Below are 23,143 nucleotides of genomic sequence, written 5' to 3'. Positions count from 1 at the left end.
GCTTCTTATCTCCCTTCGGCCATGCGGGCCGCTTCGATTTTTTCCAGGGCAAGCCGTACGACTTCCGGGGCTACCCCTTCTTTTTCCGCTACCGCTTCTATGATTTGGTTAATGTCCAGCCGTACCCGTTCGCCGCCTGCGGTTTGAATTAAGGCTGCAAAGTTTTCCATAGCGTACTGGCGCTGCTGGTCTTTCTCGATTCGACTACGGTCTAAAACTTCTTCGCCGGGCTTCGCACTTTGCAGCGGCAACAGTTCAATATTTCCCTGACCGCCTTCAATAGTAATTAGGGCTGCCTGAATCGTACGGCTTATTTCGCCTTGACTCGCAGACAATCGGGTAAGGCTGCCGGGGTTACAGAATATAACACCATCACCCCTGCGGTAGATTCCGTACCCCGTATGGTCATGCCCGGTAAATACCATTTGCGCGGTTGTCTTTACTTCTTGCACAAGGGTAAATCGGTCGAAAGGCGGCGTATGATCTATTAACATGCCATGCGCGATATGCAAGCGGTAAGCGTCGCCTACTGGTTCGTTTTCCGGGCTGTATCCGTAGCCGTCGCGGTCAATATTCCCGCTGTACGGCGTAAAGGTTAAGGCGACTTCGGGTATGGCCCCTGGGCCGAATAATACGGCTTTCGCTGGGTCATTCACTACGCGCAACTGCGGTACGATCCTTTCCAGCAGTCGAAGGCTGGTATTTCCGAAGGCTGCGACGTTGTAGCCTGGTATATCATGATTCCCCGCAGTCGTGTAAATCGGGGCCGGGGCTTCGCTAAAGACGTCGGCAGCGTCATTAAGGACGCTGTTCGCTACGTCGGGAAGGTCAAATGTATCGCCCGGCTGTAAGAAGGCGTCTACCTGGTGAAGCTTCCCTAGCGCCCATATTTCCCGCAGCTTCGCCTTCCAGGCTTCCGGGTAACTGTCCGTACGGTTCCGGGGGTTCGTTCCCCGTATATGCGGATCGCCAAAATATAGGAATTTAGTCATGTGGCGGGCCTTCTTCCTGGCGTGCTAATTCTTCAAGTGCAATAAACGCTTCATTGTTTTCCAACGGCCCGGCTTGGCATTGATAGCCGCAGGATTTTAACTGGGCAACAATTTCCGAAATGCTATTAAACATTTGGAGTATCCCCTTCGTCGCTCCGACGTCTGCGGGTTGTTACTTCCCCAGTTTCGGCGTCGATAGAGTAATTACGTGCGTGGTCTAGTTCGGGAAGTTCTTCGTGTACACGATTCCATAGGGCCGTATGATCGGTTTCGAATTTCGCTTTGTTGGCTTCGGTCTGATTGTCAATAGCTTCCTGCTTCTCTGCCAGTTCTTCTTCGGTAGCGCCCAGGATGGAAGAACGACGGCCATTAAGTACTAGCTGCTGAATGTCCAGGTCGGCCAGCGCTTCGGCTTTCTTGTGCGCCAGGAAGTCTTCGCGCAACTGCGGGCTTACTAAACCTACGCTAATTTCGTTCGGGCCTTGGCTTTCGCCGATAACTTCGCCCAACGCTCTAACAACACATTTAATACACATATTTTTCATTCTCCCTTATTGGTTGATTTAAATTGCTTTTACTTCGGATTCTTCCCGGCTGTTAAGCGTTACCCGTAGGCCCTTGTCTGCTACGGCAGCCAGCGCTTCATTGTGCGTGATAAGAATGATTTGACGTCCCAGCTGTTCGCTGTACTGCTTCAAGAAGTAGGCGACGTTCGGCGAATATTCGGCGCTTACGTGCTTGCCTACTTCGTCCATTAGCAGCGGCCCCTGTATTTCTTCCAGTTCCGCTATCCCCAGGCGAAGGCCCAGGGTTATTACATCTACATACCCGCCGCCATTATCGTAATCAGGCGGCTTTAACTGGGTTTTTACGCCGTTTCGAGTAAGCCAGTACTCAGCAACTGGCTGCGATCCCTTGACGTCCAGTACAATTTCAAAAACGAAGTCGTTACCAGGGAAGACTACCAGTAGCAGTTGCGTAACTATGTCTTCAATGCGGCCCTTAGCTTGCTGCCGGGCATAGTCACTTGTCTTTTGCAGAAGGATTTGTACCAGGTCATACTGTCCTAGCTTATTGACGGCTTCCAGGCTCCGCAGCTGCGCCTGGTCGCGGTCAATTGTGATTAGGTCGCGCTGGCCGATTTTAGCCGCCAGTTTATCGCGCTGGGTCTTAATGCTGGTCTTGGCAGCTTGTAGCCTATACATTCGGTATTAGGCCTTCGACTTTCGTTAATTCGGCGTCAATTTGACTTTCCAGGGCTGCAATTTCGGCCTGGGCCGTTTCCGGGGTTACGTTCAGTTCAGCCATTTTTTCCGTTACTTCGCCCTGCTGGCGTTCCGCTGCGGCTTTTTCGGTTTTAGCGATTGTTTCGGCTGTTTTAGCCTTTTGAATTCTTACTTTTGCAAGGTCAATACGTTGTTTAGCGTCCATTTATATACGTCCCTTCGATTCTGTTTTAGTGGGTATGGGCTACGGCCTGTTCGCATAGCGGGCAAATGCCGCCAGTCGCCGCCCAGGCTTCGGCCAGTTCTTTATCAGCTGCCGCCAGTTCATTCGCTGCGCGCGTTTCTGCTGCCGCTGCGCTGTCTAGTGTCTGCGTTTTTATTTTATAAAGGTTATAAAGTTCTCGAAGCTTCGCCAGGCGTACCAGGTTCGCTTCTGTACTACTTACCAGGTTTTCGGCTTCTGTTATCCCTATAAGGCTGTCCATTAAGCCCTGGTAGCGGCTTACGCTTGCTGTCGCGGTATCGTATACTCTTAGCAGTTGCCGCATGTCGGTAATCCTGCCGAAGCTAAGTTCTACGCTTTCCAGCGTATTTAAGGCTACGTCCAGGTCTTGGGTGCTGGTAATGATTTCCGTCGCCCTATTTACATCGGCTTCGTATTTGTTATACTGTTCGTTAAGATAACTAAGGCTGGCCCGGCGACTTTCTGCGGTTTCTGCTTCTGATAGCAGCCATTCACAGGCGTCAAGTCCTGCCAAGTCTTTAAGACGCTGGGTAAGAATTTCTACTGTGGCGGTAGCCTTACCCAATTGTTCGTATAAGTCCAGTAAGCGGTCATACCGTTGCTGGGCTTTTTCTATTTCTACCAGGTCTTCTTCCAGTTCTGGGATATTCGCCAGCTTGTCCAGCTTGTTTATTGCCTGCTGTATTGAAGCTGCGGTCAATTCCCAAGCCGTGGTAAGTTGTTCAAGATTCCCCTTTTTGTTCAGCGCTTTGTCGAGTTCCCCCATCAGCCATTCGCAGGCGTCCAGTTGCCGCTTAATTTCGTCTAAGCCTTCAAACGCTTTAAGCTGTTCGACTTTTCTTTCGTATTCTTTGTCGGCGGTCTGCTTTTCGTTCCTGGCTGCGTATGTATCCTTCGCCGTGGATTTTATAGCGCCGTCTACTGCTTCCGTCCCGGCCAGCTTACCCAGCACTTTCGCCCCTGCGCTTCCAGGTTCTGATATAAGGAATGGCGCGGCCAGCTGAAAAGCGAAGTGTAAATCTACCTCGTAGTCCCCGAAACTGCTTGTTTTAATTCCCAAGGCTTCTTTTACTGCTGCGGGTACTTCGGCCTTTTCAAACGGTTCATCGTACAGCGGTTTTACCCAGTATTTCGTTTTACCTTTCTTGCGGATCTTCGTAATCGTGACGCCGTTATCCAGTTCGACTTCTACCCCAGCTTCTTCTGCTTGGCGCTTAATCGTTACGCCGTCTGCTTCGTAAACCGTGTGAAGGAAGTCGTCACCCGAAGGTTCGCCTTTCGCAAGCCATCGAAGCGCCCGGATCGTTCCGGCTGTCTTCCCTGCCCCCGAAGGCCCTGTAAATACGTTCAAGCCTGCTACCAGGTCGTACTTGGCTGCTACCCATGATTGGAAGCCCCATACCCTTACGCTTTTGATTTTTGCCATTACTTGCACGCCCCCTGTACCAGCAGTTGTGCCAGGTAATTCTTAATTGCTACCCGACCCCGAAGTAGGGGACTTCGTACTAATCTTACATACATACCGCTTCGCCCCTTTCAATTCCCGTAGCGACTACGCCGCTTAACTTGAAGCTTTTACCTAATACCGCTTCGCAGGCCCCCGCAGCGTCTTTACCTCCCGCTGCTGCTTCGAGTATTGCCTTCATTTCGGCTACGTCTTGCAGTTGCGCCGCCTGTAGCCGACTCATTCGGTTGTCCATTTCGTTTTCACCCCCTCTCAAGCTTTCCTCTATTAGCTGGCTGCGGCTATAAGTTGTAAAGCGTCGTTCCATAAGTGCGTTATAGGCTTCGTGCCTTTTCCCCAAGCTTTTAACAATTCTAGCGCGTCAGTAGGGTTCGTTTCGGCCAATTCGGCCAGCTTAACAGGTAAGTAAGCCATTTTATGCACTAAATCGACATTAATCGGGAAACCGTCGTTTGCTTTGTGCATTTTTAACACTGCCTTTCCTTACGGTTTTTTTACGATAAATTCGTCGAACGGTAAGCTGTTTTCTTCACAATAAGTATGCAGTTTGCCTAGCATTACGGGGCCTGCTTTACTTTCAGTGTTCAATACTTTATGCAAATGCGACGGCTGTACACCTAAAATTCTAGCTAGCTTACGGCCTTTTCCGTCGGCTACTTCGACTAGCAGCTGCTGAATTCGGTCTTTATTAATCTCCACAGATAACACCTCCTTCTCACTATCATTATCTACAGATAACGATTTCTGTGTTCCCACACTATAACCGCAATCGTTATCTACAGTCAACACATTTCGACAAAATATTTAATAAATTATAAAGATGTTGCCTACAGAGAACACTTTGGGGTATACTAGGCAAATGAAAAAAACTTAAAGGAGCAAACAAACATTATGTTTAACAAAGCCAAATTTTCCGCACTACTTAAATTAGCCCAGGGTAATAGATCGCTTAATGAGTTTGCACGACAAGCTAGCGTATCAGGGTCATATATATCCAACCTCATGAACTGTAAAAATGAGAACGCTCCAGAAGCAAAGACTATAAAGAAGATCGCTGACGCAGCGCATAACGATGTGACATACGCAGATTTGTTAGATGCTGTTGGGCTGCTTACTTCTGACTTAAAAGAAAAGTTAGATAGACTCGCAGTATTAAAAGGGTTAGACAGTGACTACAAAAAAGCTGAAACAGATTTAAACCAGGCAAACATCGAGTTAGAAAAAGCAAACTACCTAGTAAAAGAAGCCGAAGCTGAATATAAAAACTTATTAGATTTGGAGAAAATGGGTGCTAAGACTGTAGGGAACTTCATTCGTGTTCCGTTACTAGGCAATATCGCTGCGGGCCTTCCAATTTTCGCAAATGAAAACATTATTGAATGGGAATATGTAGCGGATACCTTCGGGGCCGCAGAGGGTGAAATTTTTTCCTTAATCGTTAAGGGCGATAGTATGACTGGTTCCCGCATTTACAATGGTGACAAAGTATTAGTACGTATCCAGCAAGAAGTAGCAGACGGCGAAATTGCTGTTATTAATGTTGACGGCGAAAACGCTACTCTAAAAAGAGTTAAGCACGTAGAAGGAAAAGTCTTACTAATTGCTGATAACCCTAAATATGATCCTATCCTGGTCGAAAGTGAAAGCGCCCGCGTATGCGGAAAGGTTATACAAGTCTTGTTTGACCCAAACAGAAGGTATTAAGGGGGAAGGCTTATGCAATCCGTAGCCGAGATTCAGCAGATTGCCGACTATTTCAGCAACCAGAAGGCCGTCTATTATTACAAGCAAGTTCCGGCGGGTACAGAACTTCGCGTGTTTATTTATATCCGGGTATCCACAAAAATGCAGGAACACCGTTTCTCCTTGAAGGGCCAAATACAGGAATTAGTTTCCTATGCTGAAAGTATGAGTTGGGCAATTGTTGGAATCTATAGGGATGTTGATTCTGGGGGAAAGTTGGACAAAGCAGGGCTTACTCAACTATTGGACGACGTAGACGAAGATAAAGGCGACATAGTTCTTTGTATTGACCAGGATAGGGTTTCGCGCCTAGATACCGTAAGCTGGGAATACTTAAAAAGTCAGCTACGCGAAAACAGTGTGAAAATAGCAGAACCGGGTAAGATTACAGACCTTGCAGATGAAGACGACGAATTTTTTGCCGACCTTAAAAACTTATTTGCTCGCAGGGAAAAGAAGAAAATAGTTAAACGCATGATGCGCGGTAAGCGGCAACGTACACGGGAAGGTAAAGGCTGGGGCAAACCCCCCTGGGAATATCATTACGACAAAAATACAGGTAGTTACAGCATTAATGATAAGTGGTCTTGGATAATACCATTCATTGACGAATTATATATAGGCGAAGAAGGCCTAAGTGATACGAATATAGCTATACGGCTCTCTGCGGTCACAAAAACGCCCAGCGGTAAAGAGTGGGATTCCCAGCACATCAGGCAACGGCTGACGGCCAAGCTATATCATGGCGTCATGGAAAAGACATTCAGTAATGGCGAAACAATTTCCGTTGAAAATGTTTTCCCGGTGCTGCGAAGTGAAGAAACCTGGTTCAAGATTCAAACGAAGCGGAAAGAAAAGTATCAGCGTCGCGCTCCATCTTTCCCGCATATTTTGCGTAACATATATACTACTTGCGAAGACTGCGGTAAAAAGCTGGCCCTTAAACAAAGTGGTAGTACGGAATATTCGATACATTATTATTTCAAGCATGGTCGTGAATATAGAGAAACATATTCCCCGAATTGCGGGATGTCCATAAATGCTATCCGTATAGAGTATAATTTTGTGGCCGCCTTAAAGGCCATTCTAAAAAGCGAAGAAACGGCTAGACGTTACATTCAGTTCGAATACGGTCAAAACGACGTACACCAACTTTCTACGGAAATTGATGCTACAAATAAACTCCTGCAAGCTGCCCAGGGAAAAATAGATAACCTACTAGATTTATACCTGGACGGGGGATTTTCTAAAGATGTTCTAAATAGCAAGAAAGAAGCCCTAGAAAATGAACGAGATTTACACCAAAACAAGAAGCGGCAGCTAGAAGCAAAGAAGTCAGCAATCGCCGCTAACCAGTTTAACTACCAGACGGTCTACCAGTACCTGGCTATCGCAGAACGGTTTGACGTCTTATTAACGGAACATGAGAAAATGGAAATGGTAGGTACTCTTTTCGCCAGCGGTGTTCTGTCTGAAAAGAGTTTCGTATTACAGGGGAATATGGCGGGGATACCTTTCGAAGTGTCCGTACCAGTTGCCGACAATCCTTTTGAATACATGAATAATTCGAATAAGAAAAAGCCCCGGCGCTCCACTAAAAGCAACCAGGGTCTGCAAATAATCACGAAGGACACTATCTTAAATATTGAATAGTTCACGCTGTCCTTCGTGGTTCTGTACTATAGTTTATTTTTTTAAACATAGTAGCCAAAAAGTTTATTGCCGCGTCGCCGTAATGTATGGACGTTGTTCGCCTTTTCGTTGTTAAGTCTATAGATAGAACTTTTAGTTTTACTGCCAGATTCGCATCCGTGTAGTACTCTACATCAACTTCTCGTACATATGCCTTCTTATGATCCCAATCCAGTTTTTCGACTTGGAACTGTACGCCTTCATGTAAATATATTGCTTCATCGTGTAAAAGGGTCATCGCGCTAAAACGATCCATTTCACCAATGATTTTTACGTTCGCTGCTTCCGACTGGTCGATAATGACTACATTTTCCTGTGCGGCAGAACGAAGGCTAACTTCACTCGCTGGAAAGGCTAGATTAGCCCAATAAAACGTGTCGCCTGCATGAGTTAGCACCCGTTCTTCTACTAAATATTCCAAAATGTCCACTATTTCTATAGAACCGAATTGTTCCCCTTTCTTAAAGGGAAGTTCATAGGCTGCACATCGTATATGATCGACTAAAATAAGTAAGTTTTCCGGGTTAATTCTAGCCGATTCCGGGGACCGGTCAAAGAAGTATTCGGGATTCTGAACGATATACTGGTCAATCGGCGTATTGCTGGCTACCATTAGCACTAAGGCTTCCCCGTGACGTCTTCCAGCCCGGCCTGCTTGCTGCCATGTACTTGCTACGCTGCCTGGATAACCAGTCATAATACAGACTTGCAACTGCCCTATATCTACACCTAGTTCTAATGCGTTTGTACTAACCACGCCTAATATATCGCCATTCCTTAGTCCTCTTTCAATTTCCCGCCGTTGATTTGGCAAGTAGCCGCCACGGTAGCCCCGTATGGATTTAGTTCCTATCTCATTCTTAACCAGTTCCTGAATATGGCTTAAAATGATTTCTACCCTTACTCTGCTTCGAGCAAATACGATCGTCTGTATTTTATTCGTTAAAAACTTCTTCGCTAGCTGGTTTACCTCTACAGTTGAACTTTTCCGTAAATTTAATGGCTTATTCACAATCGGCGGGTTATAGAATACAAAATGCTTTCTTCCACTAGGAGCGCCGTTATCGTCAATTAGCCGCATTGGATTCCCTGTTAGCTGTTCTGCCAATTCTTCGGGATTCGCAATTGTCGCAGAAGTGCATATAAAAAGAGGATTACTACCATAAAATGTACATATTCTTTTCAAACGGCGAATGACATTTGCTACATGGCTTCCGAATACCCCCCTGTAGGTGTGCAACTCGTCAATTACGATATATTTAAGGTTGCTAAATAAACTTACCCATTTTGTATGATGGGGAAGAATTGCCGAGTGTAGCATATCGGGATTGGTAATCACGATATGCCCTACATTTCTTACAATAGTTCGAATAGCTGGTGAAGTATCACCATCATAGGTGAAACTTTTAATGTCGATACCCATTTCGCTTATGATATCATTCAATTCACTTTTTTGGTCTTGTGCCAGAGCTTTGGTCGGGAATAAGTAAAGGGCGCGGCTGCCGTCATCCTCAGCTATTGCCTGTAATACTGGCAGGTTATAGCACAATGTTTTTCCCGATGCGGTAGGCGTTACAGCCACAATGTTTTCACCTTTACGTACCGTTTCGTAGGCTGTGAACTGGTGTGTATATAGCTGTTCCATTCCACGTTTTAGGAAAGCTGATATAATTCTTGGATCGACGCTTTCAGGAATAGGTTTTGTTTTCGCTTCTTTCGGCTCTATTTCAGTCCAGTTAATTATATTTTCATTGGCTCTTAAATCCTGAATTAATTCAGTAAGTGATTTCTTTCTCAGCATTCTTTTGCACCCCACTCTAACTTATAGTTTAGCGAATATTTGTTCGCTTTACTAGTGTTTACTTATCGACTTGAACAGCAAGTAGACTTAGTCTTTTTCGACACAGGGAGCTCCGCACCCCTATTCAATTGACAGTGTTCTGACTAATCGATATAGTATTATGATATGTGTCATTTAGATACTTGCTTAACTATCTAAACATGATCATGGTTAAATTGAAAGGATGGTTTTTATGTCCATCAACGATTCCTTCAAAGCACTATCCGATCCGAATAGGCGAAAAATATTGGAATTGCTGCGCGAACGAGATCTAACCGCAGGGGAAATTTCCGATCATTTCCAAATGACCAAGCCAAGCATCTCTCATCATCTTAGCCAGCTGAAGAAAGCTAATCTGGTATGGGATGAACGCCAAGGCCAGCATATTTATTATTCGATTAATACTGCCGTCTTCCATGACTTGAATAATTGGATCATCTCCTTCCAGCAATCCAACCCCGAAGGGAATGAGAAAGCTTGAAATCGAGTGTGCTTTCATGGATTATCGTATCCATCGCCTTTGTCGCGAGCATAATCACCTATCCTTATATGCCTGAGCTCATGGCTATTCATTGGGATATCAACACAGAGATCAATGGCACGGCGAACAAAGCATTTGCATTGCTGCTGCTTCCCGCATTAATGGTCATCCTTGTCGTTATACTTCCAAAGAAGCAAAACTTTCAACAGCATAAATACACTCTTCTCGTTGTTCAGAATGTCATTCTGCTCGTACTTCTCGTCCTGCACAGCGTCACAATCGCTTACGGCTATGGCCTAAGCATTGATATTGAGAAAGTAGTCATTCCAATGTTCGGAATTATTCTAGCTATAGCCGGATTCTATATGCCAAGTCTAAAGCACAATAGTTACATTGGGATCAAAACAGTTAATACCATTACGAATGAGGATGTCTGGAAAAAAACACATAAAGCGGCTTCATCTTTTTATATCGCAGGTGGACTGTTTATGATTGCAAGCACATTTATAGGGAATCCTTATCAAATGTTTGTTTTTTTCGGCATCATCGTCATCATTGTATTAGCATCTGTCTTTTTGTCCTTTCATTTTGGCAAAGAGCAGCATTGAAAAACGCGAGGCTGCCCTCGCGTTTTTTCATTACTGCTCTTTAGTTGAAATATAAGAAAGGATATGATTTCTCCAACCTTTCTCTATATCACTCGGAATGAAACGCGCTTCGCCGCCAAATGACGGCGACAGCTGTTTCACCTTGCCCGTTCAATTTCAATGTGAAGCAAATCTCTAGCTGCCGTTACCGGCTCGAAGTATGCAGATGCTTCTAGCTCCAACTGGCTAAGGTCCTCGTTGCTGTATCGGCCGCTAAAGTGGGTCATTACTAACCTCTTCGCTTTCGCATTTGCAGCCGTTTCAGCTGCTTCCCTCGTCGTACAATGTCCGAATTCATGCGCTTTCTCCTCCATACCTGCGGCGAATGTCGCTTCATGAACGAGCAAATCCGCATCTATTGCCAGTCTGTTAGCGTTTTCACACGGTTTCGTATCTCCCAGTACCGTCACAATTCTCCCCGTATAGGTAGGACCCGTCACCTGCTCGGAATGCACAACCGAGCCGTCATCCAAAGTAATGGAATGCCCTTGCTTCAAGCGGCCATACAACGGCCCTGGTTTAATGCCAAGTTTCTTAAGTACATGAGCAAGCAGCTTGCCTGGCTGATCCTTCTCGATTACACGATAACCGAAACTAACAACCCGATGCTCAAGCAGCCTAGCTTCAACCTTGAACCGCTCTTCTTCATATACGACTACCTCTTCACCCGTTAGCTCGTGGATGATAAGCTCGTAATCCAGTTGTGTGGCGCTGATGCTGAACGTCGTTTCTATATATTTTTTTATCCCAACAGGACCGAACAATCGAACTGGCGTAATCCCTCCGTCGAATGAACGACTGCTTAGCAGACCCGGCAAGCCATATATGTGATCGCCATGAAGATGTGTAATAAATACAAACTCCAGCCTATTCAGCTTTAGCGGCGTATGCATGATTTGATGCTGCGTCGCCTCACCTGCATCAAATAACAACCAGCTGCAATGAGGCTCTGGAAGCTGCAGAGCCATTGCGGTTACGTTTCGATATTTGGAGGGACGGCCGGCTCCCGTCCCCAAAAACCATATATTCATTTCATATCCACCCCATTCTCAGCAGCACTAGCCACATGACATTCACTATGGAAACGAAGAGCCCTCTCAAGCTCGTCTTCACGAACACGCAAGGGCTCTCGTTTCAAATCGTATTATAGCTTCTCAACGTTGAAATATTGTGCTTCCGGATGAGCGAACACCATTGCTGATACCGAAGCCTCAGGCTCCATCATACATCCCTCAGTCAGCTCAACACCAATGTCCTGTGGTCTCATGAGATCGAACAATGGTATTTGATCCTCTAGATCTGGACATGCTGGATAACCAAAGGATACACGGATTCCTTGATAGCGAGCACCATGACGCTGCTTCATCGTCATTTCAGCTGGATCTGGATATCCGCTAATATCACGCATAATATGGTGGACTCGCTCCGCCATGCCTTCAGCAACCTCAAGTGCGACAGATTGCAGCGCATGCGAGCGCAGATAATCCCCGTTATCCTTCCATTCGTTCGCAAGCTCACGTATGCCGTGACCTGCGGTTACGACTAAGAAACCAACATAATCCATAACGCCGCTTTCCACAGATTTCAAGAAATCTGCCAAGCACAGATATGGCTCAACCTGCTGACGCGGGAATGTGAATCGCTTGATTTCCTGCAACGGATCAACTGGGTTATAAATAATAACATCATTGCCCGAAGACTGAGCAGGGAAGAATCTGTACATACCATGGGTCTTAATGATCCCCTCGGAAGTACCTCTCCGCAAAATATCATCTACAGTCGATTTTAGCTGTACCGCTTTCTCGTTGCCTTCCTTAAGCAAGTTGTCTACATTGCCTTTCAGCCCCAAGTGATGACCAAGCAGCATCTGCATGTTGACATAAGGAATAACATGAGGAAGCGGCACATCGCGCAGAATATGACGATCGAGATCCGGTGGTGTGAACACTGGTGCATCCGGTGAAATTTTCGAACGGACAGCTCTTGTAAGCTGCGGCAGTGGTTTCTTTTCTTCCTCTTCAAGACCGCCTGATGCCTTGAACGCAGCCATTTCTTCTTCCATTCGCATGCGGTGATTGGGATCCATCAGCTTGTTTGCAATATCGAGACCATCCATTGCATCCTTCGCATATAGCACCAGTCCATCATACTCCGGGCCAATTCTTGTTTTTGTGAACTTCCTAGTCAATGCTGCTCCACCGACAAGTATAGGTGCGTCAATACCAGCTGTACGCAAATCCTGTGCTGTAATAACCATTTGCTGTGCAGATTTAACGAGTAAGCCTGACAATCCGATCGCATCGACTTTTTCATTACGATAGGCTTCAATCAACTGCTCCGGCGGTACTTTTATGCCCAAGTTAATAATTTTGTAACCATTATTGGACAAAATAATTTCAACTAGGTTTTTCCCGATATCATGAACATCGCCTTTAACGGTAGCCAATATGATCTTACCTTTAACCGAAGACTCGTTTTTCTCCATAAACGATTCCAAGTAGGTAACGGAAGCTTTCATAACCTCGGCGCTTTGCAGCACCTCCGCCACGATCAACTCATTGCCGTTGAACAGCCGACCTACTTCTTCCATTCCGCGCATAAGTGGTCCGTTAATAACTTCCATCGCAGAATATTTTTTAAGTGCTTCGTCCAAATCCGGAATGAGACCTTCCTTCGTTCCTTCCACGACATATGAGCCTAGGCGCTCCTCAAGAGACAGATTCGAGATTTTTTCTTTCTTCTCGACCTTCTTATCACGGAATGCCGCGACAAAGGATGCAAGCGTCTCGTCAGTCGTGTTATAGATTAATTCCTCTGCTAGGCGGCGCTCTTCTTCGGGAATGGAGGCATAGCGTTCAAGCTTCTCCGTATTAACAATCGCGTAATCGAGACCCGCCTTCGTTGCATGGTACAGATAGACGGAATTGAGTACTTCCCTACCTGCATCCGGAAGACCGAAGGAAATGTTACTTAGACCGAGAATCGTTTTGGCGAGCGGAAACTTTTCTTTAATCATACGAATGCCCTCAAGCGTCTCAACAGCAGATCCAATATACTGCGGATCCCCTGACCCTACTGGGAACATATTCGGATCAAAAATAATATCCTCTGCGTTCATCTTATATTTCTCAGTCAGCAGCTTATAAGAACGCTCAGCTACTTCCATCTTCGCTTCACGACTTACGGCTTGGCCGCGCTCATCGATGAGAATCATGACGACAGCCGCACCGTAGCGGTGAATCAGCGGCAGAATCTGTTCAAACTTGGACTCGCCATCCTCTAAGTTAATCGAGTTAATAATCGCTTTACCTTGCGAATACTTCAAACCGAGCTCAATAATATGATCGTAAGTGGAATCAAGCATCAAGGGCGCTTTGATCTTCTTCACAACTTGCGGTAAAAACTGATGTACCGCATAAGCCTCATCTATGTCTGTATCCTGCAAGTTGATATCGATAACATGAGCGCCGCCTTTAACCTGCGCTCTTGCAATTTCAGACGCCTCATCGAATTTTTCTTCTTTCAACAATCGTTTGAATTTGCGTGAACCAGATATATTAGTCCGCTCACCGATCATGATTGGCCGATTCTCAGGCTCAATAAATACCGTCTCAATACCAGAAACAGCATTCGGATGCGTTCCCATCTTTGTACGAGGCGCATATTTGGCCATAGTCTCATCCATCGCACGGATATGATCCGGCGTTGTGCCACAGCAGCCGCCAGCAATATTCAACCAGCCCTGCTCTGCAAACGCAGACATTTTTCTTGCCAATGATTCAGGCGATTCATGGTAATGGCCGTTTTCATCCGGCAACCCCGCATTCGGATAACAACTAATCGCAGCATTTGCAATTTCGCTTAGTGTACGGAGATGATCCCGCATGAATTCCGGACCCGTCGCACAGTTCAAACCAATCGATATCGGCTTCAAGTGCTCTAAGGAAATATAGAAGGATTCAATAGATTGCCCTGCAAGTGTCGTCCCCATTGGCTCGATGGTGCCCGAAATCATAATTGGTAGTTCTTTGCCCAGCTTATCGAAGGCGTTGCGTATACCAATGCTTCCTGCTTTTACGTTCAGTGTATCTTGTGAGGTTTCAAGTAAAAGAGCATCAACATCTGCTTCAATCAAAGCAAGTGCTTGCTCATAGTAGCTTTCAACAAGCTCGTCGAAGGTTACACCGCCCGTTACGGATAACGTTTTGGTCGTTGGCCCAAGCGCCCCAGCAACATAACGAGGCTTCTCCGGCGTACTGTATTTGTCACAGGCATCACGTGCCAGCTTAGCTGCTGCCAAGTTGATTTCTCTAGCCTTCTCAGGTATATCATAATCAGCCAGAACGACGCTCGTTGCGCCGAACGTATTCGTCTCCAAGATGTCAGCACCAGCTTCAAGGTATTGCTCATGAATTAATTGTATAACGTCAGGACGAGTCAGAACGAGCATCTCATTACATCCGTCCAGCTCTGGTCCGCCAAAATCATTTTCATCTAATCCAGCCTGCTGGATCATCGTCCCCATTGCGCCGTCTAGAATAAGAATGCGCTCTTGAAGCATTTGTTGTATGGTCGGTTTCGACAATTTACTACACCCTTCCCAAAATCATTAACACATAGTTTATCAGAATACCTTCTGTGTGAAAAGGTAATCCATCGACAATCAGATTATTTTGTTTTATAATCAGTATATCATTTAATTTCTATAGGAAAAGAGGGAATGTTCATGGCTGAAATTAGAATTCGCAATACTGAGGAACGGATTCAAGGTGAAGAGGCTGTTCGTGCATTTCTAGATAAGCAAGAGGTGCTGTACGAGCATTGGAACCCGGGTAAGCTTGCAGAAGGACTTCAAAATAAGTTTGTACTTACCGATGAAGAAAAACAAGAAATCCTAGCGACTTATGACGAGGAAATCAAAGAAATCGCTGAAAGACGTGGTTATAAAACTTGGGACATCGTTGCTTTGTCTGATGCAACTCCGAATCTCGACGATATTCTCAAAAAGTTCGAAAACGTTCATACACATACAGAGGATGAGGTTCGCGCGATTACTGCTGGACGCGGCATCTTCATCATTAAAGGTACAGATGATGTTGGCTACTTCGACGTTGAGCTTGAAGCTGGCGATGTAATTTCCGTTCCTGAATACAAGCCGCATTTCTTCACGCTAATGGAAAATCGCCAGATCGTTGCTGTTCGTTTATTTATCGAAACAGAAGGCTGGATCGCACATCCGTTCGCTGACGAGAAATTCGCATCAAGCGAAGCTTAATTCTTAGATCAAGGTGAAAGAGCTATCACCGTCCTATGGCGGTGCGGCGCGGATCATTCTGAGAAATATAGAGAAAGCATCATCTAGAGATTTACTTTCCTATATTTTGAAATAATGCAAGCCCCTCTATAACAGCATACGCTGCTTGGAGGGGCTCTTTATTTCAACTTCTACGCTTCCAACAGTTGCAATAGCTCTTCAAGATGCTTGATTTCATGCGTAGGAATGATATCATCATTTCGGATTGCAGCGTGGCGATTAATCCACACAGACGTCATCCCAACTGTATTTGCACCAAGAATATCCGTTGTCAGCTTGTCGCCAACCATAATCCCATGCTCCACATCAACACCAAGACGCTCAAGCGCATGCTTGAATATCGCTGCAGCAGGTTTACCCTGCCCAAATTCACCTGAAATTATAATATGATCGAAGTATGGCAGCAGTTCCGGCACGCCCGCAAGCTTCTCTCTCTGAAGATCTGGTGAGCCATTCGTTAGCAGCAGCAGCTTGTACTTTCCTTTAAGCTTATCAAGCACGCGGAATGTTTCTTCATAAACAATAGGACGTGCACGTCTTTCAGCAGGAAATTGTTCTGCAAGCTTCTCTCCTAGCTCCTCATTATCAATCCCCAGCGCTTTAAGTCCTTGCGTCCAAGCTGCTTTCCGATATCCTGGAGCAAGGCTCTCAAGCTTGCGGAATTCCGCTTGCTCACCTTCACGGAACGGCGCCCATAGTCCTTCAAAAGGATTGATACCGATCATTTTTGTGAAAGAAAACGTTTCATAGGACTCATAAAGCGCCCTTGCTTCTTTGCGAACGGATTCCTCTAACGCTGCTGGGTCAACACCTGTCGCGTCTGCAGCAGCTTGGCAAGTCGCATCGAATGCCTCCTGAACACTTCTATCATCCCAAAGCAATGTGTCATCCAAATCAAATAATACCGCTTGTTTAGCCATCGTTGTCCAAACTCTCCTGCCTGTTTATTTTTCTTGGTAAGGAATGCTGTTCGCTTGCGCAAATACTTTCAACTTCTCACTGATTTCTTCTGTAGGGAAACGATTTGTTAATTTCGCGAACACCCAATTGCCGCCTTTATGCTGTTCAACAATGACATAGCCTTTTTGAGCGCTGATTCCTTTGATGGCAGCTGCAGTTATGCGCTTGTCTCCAGTCATACGGCGTGTTTGAACGAAATCTTTTCCAATTGTAATGTACGGACGTCTGAAGAAGAATAACGTTGCAAGCAGAATATAACAGGCTACCGTTATCCAGAACATTGTATCCATTTTGAATTCAGTCGAACTTTGCATAAGAATAACGTACAAACCAATAAACAAGATCAATAAAATCGGAGCAATGAAATTGCGTCCGACGATTTTCTCTGATTTCTCAGCATTTAGAACGATCTGCCCATTACCTTGTTTCTTGCGTTTCTTATTCACAACAGTCATATTTTTGCGCACTTTGCGCTCCCAGGAACGTGACAAGCTCATTCTCCTCCTATTTAACTACCTATTCAAACGGACGACGGAATTTATCAATGAAGCGATTCGGATAATCATCGGGCAGCGCGCTCACTTGATCCAATCGATGCCATATGTCTACTGGCATCTCCCAGCCAATAGCTCCAATATTGTCTTCGAACTGTTCAAGCTTGCTTGCACCAAAGATCGGCGATGTGATACCCTCGCGTTGAATCAACCATCTAAGCGCTACCTGTGCAGGTGATTTATCAAGCTCTTTCGCAGCTTCAATTACCGCATCCACAATAGCGAAGTTTTTATCAGATGCACGATTAATCCAAGCACTCTCGCCTACCTTAGACGTCATTCTTCCTTCTATTGGTTCTTCCCTTGTGTAACGGCCCGTTAGGAATCCACCGCCTAGTGGCGCCCAAGGAATAATACCTACCTTCTCCTCCAAGCAGAGCGAGTGCATCTCCCGATCCATCTGTCTGCTTACTAAACTATATTGGGGCTGTATAGATACAAAACGCACGTAACGACTTGCATCGCTGTATGCCAATGACTTCATCAATTGCCAGGCAAAAAAATTCGAACAGCCTATGTAACGGACTTTACCAGACGTGACAAGATCATCAAGCGTCCTCAGCGTTTCTTCTATTGGCGTTGCATGATCCCAAACATGAACCTGATACAAATCAACATAATCCGTCTGAAGCCGCTTCAAGCTAGCCTCAACGCCATCCATAATATGTTTGCGTGATAATCCGACACCATTAATATTGTTGGATGTCGTCATTCGCACTTTTGTCGCTAGTACGACATCTGAACGTCTGTTTTTGATCGCTTTACCTACAATCTCCTCGGACTTTCCACTGACATACACATCCGCTGTGTCTATGAAGTTTCCGCCGTGGTCGATGTAACGATCAATCATTTCGATAGAATCCGCTTCATTTGTTGTGTTGCCAAAGGTCATCGTTCCCAAACATAGCTCGGAGACAGCAAGTCCGCTTTTGCCTAATAGTTTAAAATTCATGTAAATACCCTCCCATGAAATTAAAATGACCGTTGGATAACGACATTAGTGCTTTGGTTTTTCCTCGTCATCAACGATTTCGATCGTTTCAAGCTGTTGTCTGAAGTTATTTTTGAAGGTTTTTAAATATTGCTGGCGAAGCTCATCTCGTTCGACTGTTTCAGCATCGGTTAAGCCTTCCGATTTATTTTTACGAGCGAGCTCGTTAATTCTTTCTATTATTTTCGAAAACTCCATTGCTTGCCTACTCCTCTCATGATGGAAAAAACTCTACTCTATAGTTTGACATTACGGATACTTGATTGTCAAGGCAAGGTGAGGCGGACAATCATTTGTATGACAAAATCCGAATCGCATTACCTATAAAAAAGAGACAGATCAGCTTTACGCCTACTGCCTCATCCATTATTAACGATACAAGTCCCCGAACCCGCCCTCACCTAATCGATACATCAGCACATGGTAGTTACAATAAACAAAATACAGCCTAGTTACATGCTATCACGCACTCTTGTGACATTATCGGGCTAATTCATAAAGTTTTTAGATATGGCCCAGCATCTAAACAAGGTCCAACTACCCGTTGGAGGGTTGTACTCGCCTGTATGATTTCGGTTACCAACTTGTTTAATGATCTAACAAATCAGTGCTCCAGTTTTTCTCCTGAATCTTGAAATCCAGCTCACGATATTTTCGTGACAGCTCATCGACTTCTTTCTGCAAATCTATGATCGTGATGGTTGTATAGAATTTCACTTCTTGCCGGCTGTAACGTTCCTGCTTTATGGAAGCCACGTCAAGCAATTCATTCAAAATATTGCGATGCTGCATAATTCGATCACGTTCCGCTAGCGCCTCTGCCAAACTTATGCTCGTATCGAACGGGCTCAAAGCATTCGTGTTATTGATTTTCTTCACCCAAACGGATAAATCATCCAGCGTTCGCTTTAATTCATCCAGCAGCTCGGTTGGCGATTCCGAAGGCTCCTCGCCTTCTTGTACCTTTATAACTCTACCAAGTCGCTGCTTGATCTGTGCCACTCTCCGTTGGCAGTCCGCCCGCATCACAAGCGCTTCTGCAAGTCTCATCTCTAATCCCCTCCGCTATCATCAGTAAAACTCAGTATAACAAATATACCAATTGCGAAATAATTTGCCAATTGTTTTTTGAATGCATCTATTCTATTTGAATGTTTTTAGCTGCTAGTGTAGTTCTGAAAGGTGTTTCTATCACGAACAAAAAAACTTCCCTGAACAAACAGGTCTTGAAGATCTGCTTGATCCGAAAAGTCATGAGTGAGAGAAGAATGAAGTTATGTAGCCGCTTAAATCTAAAGGGTTGGAATTACAAGTTTCTGACCTGACTTAATCTCCGCGGTTTTCAGATCATTCCTCTCCTGTATCCGATAAATAATGTATCTAATATCATGCTTAGAGTCTGAATATCGTTTGGCAATAGCCCACAGTGTATCACCACTATGAACCAGAACAACCTGCTCTTGATCAGTGGCGTCAGCCACATGCTGACTTGAAGCATCTGTGCCCATCATGAGAAAACTCGTAAATACCAAAATAAAAACAACTGAACTAACTAGAACCTTAACGAAATGACGCTTCACGAACAAGCTAAGTTTATTCACAGCACCTTGATTCTCTTCTTGCGTATAGATTGATTTATAAAAACTCGGATTCATTATCATTTGTCAGCACCCCAAACGTTTGTTCTGTTTTTAGATTACACGAACAAATGTTTGGTGTCAACAGAAATATGCGAACCTCTGTACTTGGGAACTTATGTTTGTACGAACTCCGGTTCTATGTTATAATTTTCTGCAAACCTACTAATGGAGTGATTACTGTGTCGAAGATTTCTAACCGACAACATTCAATTTTAGAATTTATTAAGAATGAAGTCCGGGAGAAAGGCTATCCACCCTCCGTTCGCGAGATCGGCGAAGCTGTTGGATTGCTGTCAAGCTCCACCGTTCATGGCCATCTGGATCGTCTTGAGAAGAAAGGTCTAATTCGTCGTGACCCTACCAAACCACGTGCCATTGAGATACTAGATCAAGAGGGCGTTGATGGCATTATTCCTTTATCCGTAGCGAAGGTTCCGATTGTCGGCAAAGTAACAGCTGGTGTTCCCATTACAGCTACTGAGAATATCGAGGAATACTTTCCGCTCCCTTCCCATTTCGTTGGTGACAGCAGCGTCTTTATTCTTAATGTTATGGGCGAGAGCATGATTGAAGCCGGCATTCATGACGGCGACTATGTCATCGTTCGTCAGCAGCAGACTGCTAACAATGGTGAAATTGTAGTTGCGATGACTGAGGATGACGAAGCAACAGTGAAAACCTTCTACAAAGAGAAGAACCATATCAGGCTCCAACCGGAGAATTCCACCATGCAGCCGATCCTGCTCCAGAACGTAACGATACTCGGCAAGGTAATTGGACTTTTCCGCGACATTCATTAGACAACCGTTCTTGTACATAGAAAGAGGCTGAATCACATGCAATCGCATCTGTGATCCAGCCTTTTTTTCTAACCTTTATCGTATCAACCATCATTTCACAACTTCTCACAGCTCAATTCCATCAACACCTGCATGGTAAACACCCAATCATTGCGCGTTTACAACGCATATTCTATGTTGTACGCAAAACGTAAGGAGGTGCATTTACAAATGTCCGGTTACGTTGGTGGCGCATTTTCAAACACAGGTACTATTTTGGTACTCTTCATTTTACTGGTGATTATCGCTTGCAGCTGTTCTAGCTTCGGTCGCTATTAAACAAAGCCCATATGGAAACAAACACATTTAGCATGAACGTTTGAGACCCAGAGATGGGTCTTTTTCGTTTTCATTCGATAAAAATCCAGGTAGTACTTCAACTAATAATTCGAACGAACATCACCAGAATGACATGAAATGTAATTGGGCAAGTTTCACGGATAGCTGTCTCTGCATAGGCTGAATCTACATCACTAACTTGGAGGAATGATTGATGGCATTAGGACCGCTCCAGCCCCCCTATTATCCCTATCCGCCTGTTTACCCATACCCATATCCTTATCCTTACCCCTATCCTGAAGTACTGCCACTTCCTTTGCCTTTCCCGCAGGTCGGATTTGGAGGACCATTCTGGCATGGCGGGTTTCCAGGAGGCGGATTTCATGGCATCGGACCAGGCGGGTTTCACGGCGGCTTCCATGGTGGAGGCTTTCATGGCGGACATCGAGGGCCAAACTGTGTCTAATTAGAGCCATTTATCATTTATTGCAGCGAACAAAATGAGAACACCCCTCAATATCGTGGATGTTCTCATTTTTTAGTCCCTATGTCATCGTTCCACTAGCTTTGCAATCATGAAACGGCATTTCTTGCCATTCGAAAAGCAGCTTGATAAGGCTTTAATACTCGTCCTAATCGGTGGCGCTCCAGAAGTGGATAGTCGTACAAGTAGCCTTCAAATATTGACTCAAAATGATCATGAACTAAAAAATCATTTGGTGTCACTAAAGTCGATGGGCGTTCCCATAATGGTACCCCGCTGCTGCGCAGCGTTTCAGCTACGAATTGCGAACAGAAATAAGAATGCGCAGGCTTTATGTCCATTTCTACCATTACACCTAACAATCCGATTAAATTATAGCTGTATAGCTCACTCTTCTGTTCGAATTCGCTAATCAAGCTCTCTAGATTTGCCCGCTGTTCATCCGTCACAGCAAGACGAAGCAGCTTGCATCGCGTTTCTGGGAAATGTCTGAACGTGCCTTTATACACATCCTCTTTCACGAAACCTCCGTTTAAAGGATTAGATGCTTGTTTTCTGCCAAAGCTATATACGTTCTCCAGCTTCTCGTCCATAACGAGTGAAGCATGATTATATGGTGCACCTGTGAAGCCTTTAATCAACCTAGTAAACAAGGTTCCGGTATCAGTAAGCAATACATAAACATAATTGGTTCTATCTGATCGTCCATTCATTTCATTCATGATGTTCATCTCCTAATTCTGACCAGCTGTCTTCTGCGTTCGTTCAGTAGCTGATTAGAATATAACAAGACGAAAGTCCGGCGAATAGTACCAACTCTATATAGTACTGACTTGTGAATCATTCAAAGTCGATATCATTGTTTTATGTTCTATTCATAATGGAGTTCCATCGCTTCATCTAAAAGCAAGATTCGTTTAATATGGTTATCATCTGTGAGTATAGCCATTAGAGCAAATATATTTTTCAATTCCTCAAACGTCCTGAACTTGCCATTGTTCCGAATAATGGATCCCTGTGCTAAAAATTTGTCATCATGATTATGATAAAAATATTCTACAACCTCGTCCGAAGCCTCAATAGCACCACTTTCACCCTAAACTCTTTTTAGCTTCGACTTATGATCTCCTACCTTAATCCCGCAAGATGTCTCAAAAAAACCTTGGGATTCTTCTCCTATAATGATTCCCGCAATAACATTTGCTCTGTACATGACCCCAATACCTAAAGAGTTTATGACTTTGAAATCATCATTAACTGTTAAAGAAGAGAAAATGATCAAATTACTCAGTTAGAAACAAAAAAGCACCATTCAAGGTGCTTTAATCCAATATATTTAATACGAACAATCATATGTACAACTTATTAGGTTTGGCTTTAGCACCAACCTCGCTCAGGCCAATCCTCACCGTAAATCACTGGCCCTGGATTATCCTTTGCACTGACTACTCCGGATAATGTAAGTGACATACAAACGACTAAAAATGTAATGATAAGACCAAATTTAAATTTTCTCATGCATATATGTCTCCTTTTAGTTAGATATATGTAGCGCAAGCTACTGAGAAACATATATTAACAGAGTTGGTTATTGTCCCACAAGAGATAAAAAGACCACTACTTCGTACCCTAATTAAAATGAAGTTTTTTTACATATAGTATAATCAACCTACGCCAGCCTCAATCTCAGCTATAACCGCTTTCTATTTCTACGAATAGTTAGACTCTTTCCACTTGGGAGTCATAGCTGAA

General features: G+C 44.6%; 27 protein-coding genes and 1 pseudogene. 8 read left to right on the top strand and 20 right to left on the bottom strand.

Annotation, left to right across the window (positions count from 1 at the left end; genetic code table 11):
- Nucleotides 1–5: 5 nt before the first annotated feature.
- From FGT79_RS01880 to FGT79_RS01845, 9 genes are all read right to left on the bottom strand, one after another.
- On the bottom strand, nt 6–992 hold the full coding sequence (locus tag FGT79_RS01880) for a metallophosphoesterase (protein WP_138751086.1): 987 nt from the start codon (nt 990–992) through the stop codon (nt 6–8).
- Nucleotides 985–1,125, bottom strand: coding sequence for a hypothetical protein (locus tag FGT79_RS30910; protein ID WP_171056041.1), 141 nt, complete (start codon nt 1,123–1,125; stop codon nt 985–987). Before FGT79_RS30910 ends, FGT79_RS01880 begins: the two co-directional genes overlap by 8 nt.
- Nucleotides 1,118–1,528 carry a hypothetical protein gene (locus FGT79_RS01875; RefSeq protein ID WP_138751085.1) on the bottom strand — a complete coding sequence of 137 codons (411 nt, stop codon included), beginning with the start codon at nt 1,526–1,528 and terminating at the stop codon, nt 1,118–1,120. Before FGT79_RS01875 ends, FGT79_RS30910 begins: the two co-directional genes overlap by 8 nt.
- Nucleotides 1,529–1,555: 27 nt before the next feature.
- On the bottom strand, nt 1,556–2,197 hold the full coding sequence (locus tag FGT79_RS01870) for a P-loop NTPase family protein (RefSeq protein WP_138751084.1): 642 nt from the start codon (nt 2,195–2,197) through the stop codon (nt 1,556–1,558).
- Entirely contained in the window at nt 2,190–2,423 is a 234-nt protein-coding gene (locus FGT79_RS01865; RefSeq protein WP_138751083.1) for a hypothetical protein, read from the bottom strand. Before FGT79_RS01865 ends, FGT79_RS01870 begins: the two co-directional genes overlap by 8 nt.
- Nucleotides 2,424–2,448: 25 nt before the next feature.
- Nucleotides 2,449–3,888: an ATP-binding protein gene (locus FGT79_RS01860; RefSeq protein WP_138751082.1), complete on the bottom strand. Its 1,440-nt coding sequence runs from the start codon at nt 3,886–3,888 to the stop codon at nt 2,449–2,451.
- An 85-nt stretch (nt 3,889–3,973) separates the two neighbouring features.
- A complete protein-coding gene (locus FGT79_RS01855) occupies nt 3,974–4,162 on the bottom strand; it encodes a hypothetical protein (RefSeq protein ID WP_138751081.1) in 189 nt (62 codons plus the stop codon).
- A 32-nt stretch (nt 4,163–4,194) separates the two neighbouring features.
- Nucleotides 4,195–4,392, bottom strand: a complete 198-nt coding sequence (locus FGT79_RS01850; protein WP_138751080.1) for a hypothetical protein — start codon at nt 4,390–4,392, stop codon at nt 4,195–4,197.
- Between the two features lie 18 nt (nt 4,393–4,410).
- Nucleotides 4,411–4,626 carry a hypothetical protein gene (locus FGT79_RS01845; protein WP_138751079.1) on the bottom strand — a complete coding sequence of 72 codons (216 nt, stop codon included), beginning with the start codon at nt 4,624–4,626 and terminating at the stop codon, nt 4,411–4,413.
- A gap of 192 nt (nt 4,627–4,818) precedes the next feature.
- Between FGT79_RS01845 and FGT79_RS01840 the strand changes: the two genes are divergently transcribed.
- Together FGT79_RS01840 and FGT79_RS01835 are read left to right on the top strand one after the other, a co-directional pair.
- A complete protein-coding gene (locus FGT79_RS01840) occupies nt 4,819–5,631 on the top strand; it encodes a S24 family peptidase (protein ID WP_138751078.1) in 813 nt (270 codons plus the stop codon).
- 12 nt (nt 5,632–5,643) lie between these two features.
- Nucleotides 5,644–7,323, top strand: a complete 1,680-nt coding sequence (locus FGT79_RS01835; RefSeq protein ID WP_138751077.1) for a recombinase family protein — start codon at nt 5,644–5,646, stop codon at nt 7,321–7,323.
- Between the two features lie 22 nt (nt 7,324–7,345).
- Here the strand turns inward: FGT79_RS01835 and FGT79_RS01830 are convergent.
- A pseudogene (locus FGT79_RS01830) lies at nt 7,346–9,160 on the bottom strand (DEAD/DEAH box helicase); the annotation flags it as partial.
- Between the two features lie 235 nt (nt 9,161–9,395).
- On the opposite strand from FGT79_RS01830, the gene FGT79_RS01825 reads away from it, so the two are divergent.
- Both FGT79_RS01825 and FGT79_RS01820 read left to right on the top strand, forming a co-directional pair.
- Nucleotides 9,396–9,683: an autorepressor SdpR family transcription factor gene (locus FGT79_RS01825; RefSeq protein WP_138751076.1), complete on the top strand. Its 288-nt coding sequence runs from the start codon at nt 9,396–9,398 to the stop codon at nt 9,681–9,683.
- Nucleotides 9,680–10,291, top strand: a complete 612-nt coding sequence (locus FGT79_RS01820) for an SdpI family protein (protein ID WP_138751075.1) — start codon at nt 9,680–9,682, stop codon at nt 10,289–10,291. The genes FGT79_RS01825 and FGT79_RS01820 overlap by 4 nt, the downstream gene beginning before the upstream one ends.
- Nucleotides 10,292–10,428: 137 nt before the next feature.
- Here FGT79_RS01820 and rnz read toward each other — a convergent pair whose 3' ends face one another.
- Complete coding sequence (gene rnz, locus FGT79_RS01815; RefSeq protein WP_138751074.1) at nt 10,429–11,361, bottom strand: ribonuclease Z; 933 nt, start codon at nt 11,359–11,361, stop codon at nt 10,429–10,431.
- Nucleotides 11,362–11,474: 113 nt separating this feature from the next.
- Nucleotides 11,475–14,891: a methionine synthase gene (metH, locus tag FGT79_RS01810; RefSeq protein WP_425465001.1), complete on the bottom strand. Its 3,417-nt coding sequence runs from the start codon at nt 14,889–14,891 to the stop codon at nt 11,475–11,477.
- A 165-nt stretch (nt 14,892–15,056) separates the two neighbouring features.
- Between metH and FGT79_RS01805 the strand changes: the two genes are divergently transcribed.
- The gene (locus tag FGT79_RS01805; protein WP_138751072.1) at nt 15,057–15,605 is read left to right on the top strand and encodes a 1,2-dihydroxy-3-keto-5-methylthiopentene dioxygenase; all 549 of its coding nucleotides are present in this window, start codon (nt 15,057–15,059) and stop codon (nt 15,603–15,605) included.
- 170 nt (nt 15,606–15,775) lie between these two features.
- Here FGT79_RS01805 and FGT79_RS01800 read toward each other — a convergent pair whose 3' ends face one another.
- From FGT79_RS01800 to yneA, 6 genes are all read right to left on the bottom strand, one after another.
- Nucleotides 15,776–16,564: an HAD family hydrolase gene (locus tag FGT79_RS01800; protein WP_138751071.1), complete on the bottom strand. Its 789-nt coding sequence runs from the start codon at nt 16,562–16,564 to the stop codon at nt 15,776–15,778.
- A gap of 24 nt (nt 16,565–16,588) precedes the next feature.
- On the bottom strand, nt 16,589–17,101 hold the full coding sequence (locus FGT79_RS01795) for a lipid droplet assembly factor 1 (RefSeq protein ID WP_246096095.1): 513 nt from the start codon (nt 17,099–17,101) through the stop codon (nt 16,589–16,591).
- Between the two features lie 19 nt (nt 17,102–17,120).
- Entirely contained in the window at nt 17,121–18,110 is a 990-nt protein-coding gene (locus FGT79_RS01790) for an aldo/keto reductase (protein ID WP_138751069.1), read from the bottom strand.
- Nucleotides 18,111–18,155: 45 nt separating this feature from the next.
- Complete coding sequence (locus tag FGT79_RS01785; RefSeq protein ID WP_138751068.1) at nt 18,156–18,347, bottom strand: DUF896 domain-containing protein; 192 nt, start codon at nt 18,345–18,347, stop codon at nt 18,156–18,158.
- A gap of 390 nt (nt 18,348–18,737) precedes the next feature.
- Nucleotides 18,738–19,199 (bottom strand): DIP1984 family protein, encoded by a 462-nt coding sequence (locus FGT79_RS01780; protein ID WP_138751067.1) that lies wholly within the window; start codon nt 19,197–19,199, stop codon nt 18,738–18,740.
- A gap of 242 nt (nt 19,200–19,441) precedes the next feature.
- Complete coding sequence (gene yneA / locus FGT79_RS01775; protein ID WP_138751066.1) at nt 19,442–19,810, bottom strand: cell division suppressor protein YneA; 369 nt, start codon at nt 19,808–19,810, stop codon at nt 19,442–19,444.
- A gap of 158 nt (nt 19,811–19,968) precedes the next feature.
- On the opposite strand from yneA, the gene lexA reads away from it, so the two are divergent.
- The 3 genes from lexA (at nt 19,969) to FGT79_RS01760 (ending at nt 21,373) form a co-directional block, all read left to right on the top strand.
- Nucleotides 19,969–20,589 (top strand): transcriptional repressor LexA, encoded by a 621-nt coding sequence (gene lexA, locus FGT79_RS01770; protein ID WP_053376242.1) that lies wholly within the window; start codon nt 19,969–19,971, stop codon nt 20,587–20,589.
- A gap of 210 nt (nt 20,590–20,799) precedes the next feature.
- Nucleotides 20,800–20,907, top strand: a complete 108-nt coding sequence (yjcZ, locus tag FGT79_RS31745; RefSeq protein ID WP_138751065.1) for a sporulation protein YjcZ — start codon at nt 20,800–20,802, stop codon at nt 20,905–20,907.
- A gap of 214 nt (nt 20,908–21,121) precedes the next feature.
- The gene (locus FGT79_RS01760; protein WP_138751064.1) at nt 21,122–21,373 is read left to right on the top strand and encodes a hypothetical protein; all 252 of its coding nucleotides are present in this window, start codon (nt 21,122–21,124) and stop codon (nt 21,371–21,373) included.
- Nucleotides 21,374–21,480: 107 nt separating this feature from the next.
- Here FGT79_RS01760 and FGT79_RS01755 read toward each other — a convergent pair whose 3' ends face one another.
- Both FGT79_RS01755 and FGT79_RS30905 read right to left on the bottom strand, forming a co-directional pair.
- Entirely contained in the window at nt 21,481–22,113 is a 633-nt protein-coding gene (locus FGT79_RS01755; protein ID WP_246096094.1) for a C40 family peptidase, read from the bottom strand.
- 655 nt (nt 22,114–22,768) lie between these two features.
- Nucleotides 22,769–22,909 (bottom strand): hypothetical protein, encoded by a 141-nt coding sequence (locus FGT79_RS30905; protein WP_171056040.1) that lies wholly within the window; start codon nt 22,907–22,909, stop codon nt 22,769–22,771.
- Between the last annotated feature and the right edge of the window lie 234 nt (nt 22,910–23,143).

It is taken from the genome of Paenibacillus sinopodophylli (assembly GCF_005930355.1).
GTDB lineage: Bacteria > Bacillota > Bacilli > Paenibacillales > Paenibacillaceae > Pristimantibacillus > Pristimantibacillus sinopodophylli.
The sequence above is the reverse complement of the archived record's forward strand: the minus strand, read 5'-3'. Positions and strand labels throughout refer to the sequence as shown.

Bases quoted from the DNA above. Each gene is read 5' to 3' on its own strand.
- FGT79_RS01800 (WP_138751071.1), bottom strand. From the start codon at position 16,564: ATGGCTAAACAAGCGGTATTATTTGATTTGGATGACACATTGCTTTGG.
- FGT79_RS01760 (WP_138751064.1), top strand. From the start codon at position 21,122: ATGGCATTAGGACCGCTCCAGCCCCCCTATTATCCCTATCCGCCTGTT.
- metH (WP_425465001.1), bottom strand. From the start codon at position 14,891: ATGCTTCAAGAGCGCATTCTTATTCTAGACGGCGCAATGGGGACGATG.
- FGT79_RS01835 (WP_138751077.1), top strand. From the start codon at position 5,644: ATGCAATCCGTAGCCGAGATTCAGCAGATTGCCGACTATTTCAGCAAC.
- FGT79_RS01785 (WP_138751068.1), bottom strand. From the start codon at position 18,347: ATGGAGTTTTCGAAAATAATAGAAAGAATTAACGAGCTCGCTCGTAAA.
- rnz (WP_138751074.1), bottom strand. From the start codon at position 11,361: ATGAATATATGGTTTTTGGGGACGGGAGCCGGCCGTCCCTCCAAATAT.
- FGT79_RS01795 (WP_246096095.1), bottom strand. From the start codon at position 17,101: ATGAGCTTGTCACGTTCCTGGGAGCGCAAAGTGCGCAAAAATATGACT.
- FGT79_RS01875 (WP_138751085.1), bottom strand. From the start codon at position 1,528: ATGTGTATTAAATGTGTTGTTAGAGCGTTGGGCGAAGTTATCGGCGAA.
- yneA (WP_138751066.1), bottom strand. From the start codon at position 19,810: ATGATAATGAATCCGAGTTTTTATAAATCAATCTATACGCAAGAAGAG.
- FGT79_RS01880 (WP_138751086.1), bottom strand. From the start codon at position 992: ATGACTAAATTCCTATATTTTGGCGATCCGCATATACGGGGAACGAAC.
- FGT79_RS01855 (WP_138751081.1), bottom strand. From the start codon at position 4,162: ATGGACAACCGAATGAGTCGGCTACAGGCGGCGCAACTGCAAGACGTA.
- FGT79_RS01865 (WP_138751083.1), bottom strand. From the start codon at position 2,423: ATGGACGCTAAACAACGTATTGACCTTGCAAAAGTAAGAATTCAAAAG.
- yjcZ (WP_138751065.1), top strand. From the start codon at position 20,800: ATGTCCGGTTACGTTGGTGGCGCATTTTCAAACACAGGTACTATTTTG.
- FGT79_RS01755 (WP_246096094.1), bottom strand. From the start codon at position 22,113: ATGAATGAAATGAATGGACGATCAGATAGAACCAATTATGTTTATGTA.
- FGT79_RS01790 (WP_138751069.1), bottom strand. From the start codon at position 18,110: ATGAATTTTAAACTATTAGGCAAAAGCGGACTTGCTGTCTCCGAGCTA.
- FGT79_RS01870 (WP_138751084.1), bottom strand. From the start codon at position 2,197: ATGTATAGGCTACAAGCTGCCAAGACCAGCATTAAGACCCAGCGCGAT.
- FGT79_RS01860 (WP_138751082.1), bottom strand. From the start codon at position 3,888: ATGGCAAAAATCAAAAGCGTAAGGGTATGGGGCTTCCAATCATGGGTA.
- FGT79_RS01780 (WP_138751067.1), bottom strand. From the start codon at position 19,199: ATGAGACTTGCAGAAGCGCTTGTGATGCGGGCGGACTGCCAACGGAGA.
- FGT79_RS30905 (WP_171056040.1), bottom strand. From the start codon at position 22,909: ATGAGAAAATTTAAATTTGGTCTTATCATTACATTTTTAGTCGTTTGT.
- FGT79_RS01840 (WP_138751078.1), top strand. From the start codon at position 4,819: ATGTTTAACAAAGCCAAATTTTCCGCACTACTTAAATTAGCCCAGGGT.
- FGT79_RS01825 (WP_138751076.1), top strand. From the start codon at position 9,396: ATGTCCATCAACGATTCCTTCAAAGCACTATCCGATCCGAATAGGCGA.
- FGT79_RS01805 (WP_138751072.1), top strand. From the start codon at position 15,057: ATGGCTGAAATTAGAATTCGCAATACTGAGGAACGGATTCAAGGTGAA.
- FGT79_RS30910 (WP_171056041.1), bottom strand. From the start codon at position 1,125: ATGTTTAATAGCATTTCGGAAATTGTTGCCCAGTTAAAATCCTGCGGC.
- FGT79_RS01850 (WP_138751080.1), bottom strand. From the start codon at position 4,392: ATGCACAAAGCAAACGACGGTTTCCCGATTAATGTCGATTTAGTGCAT.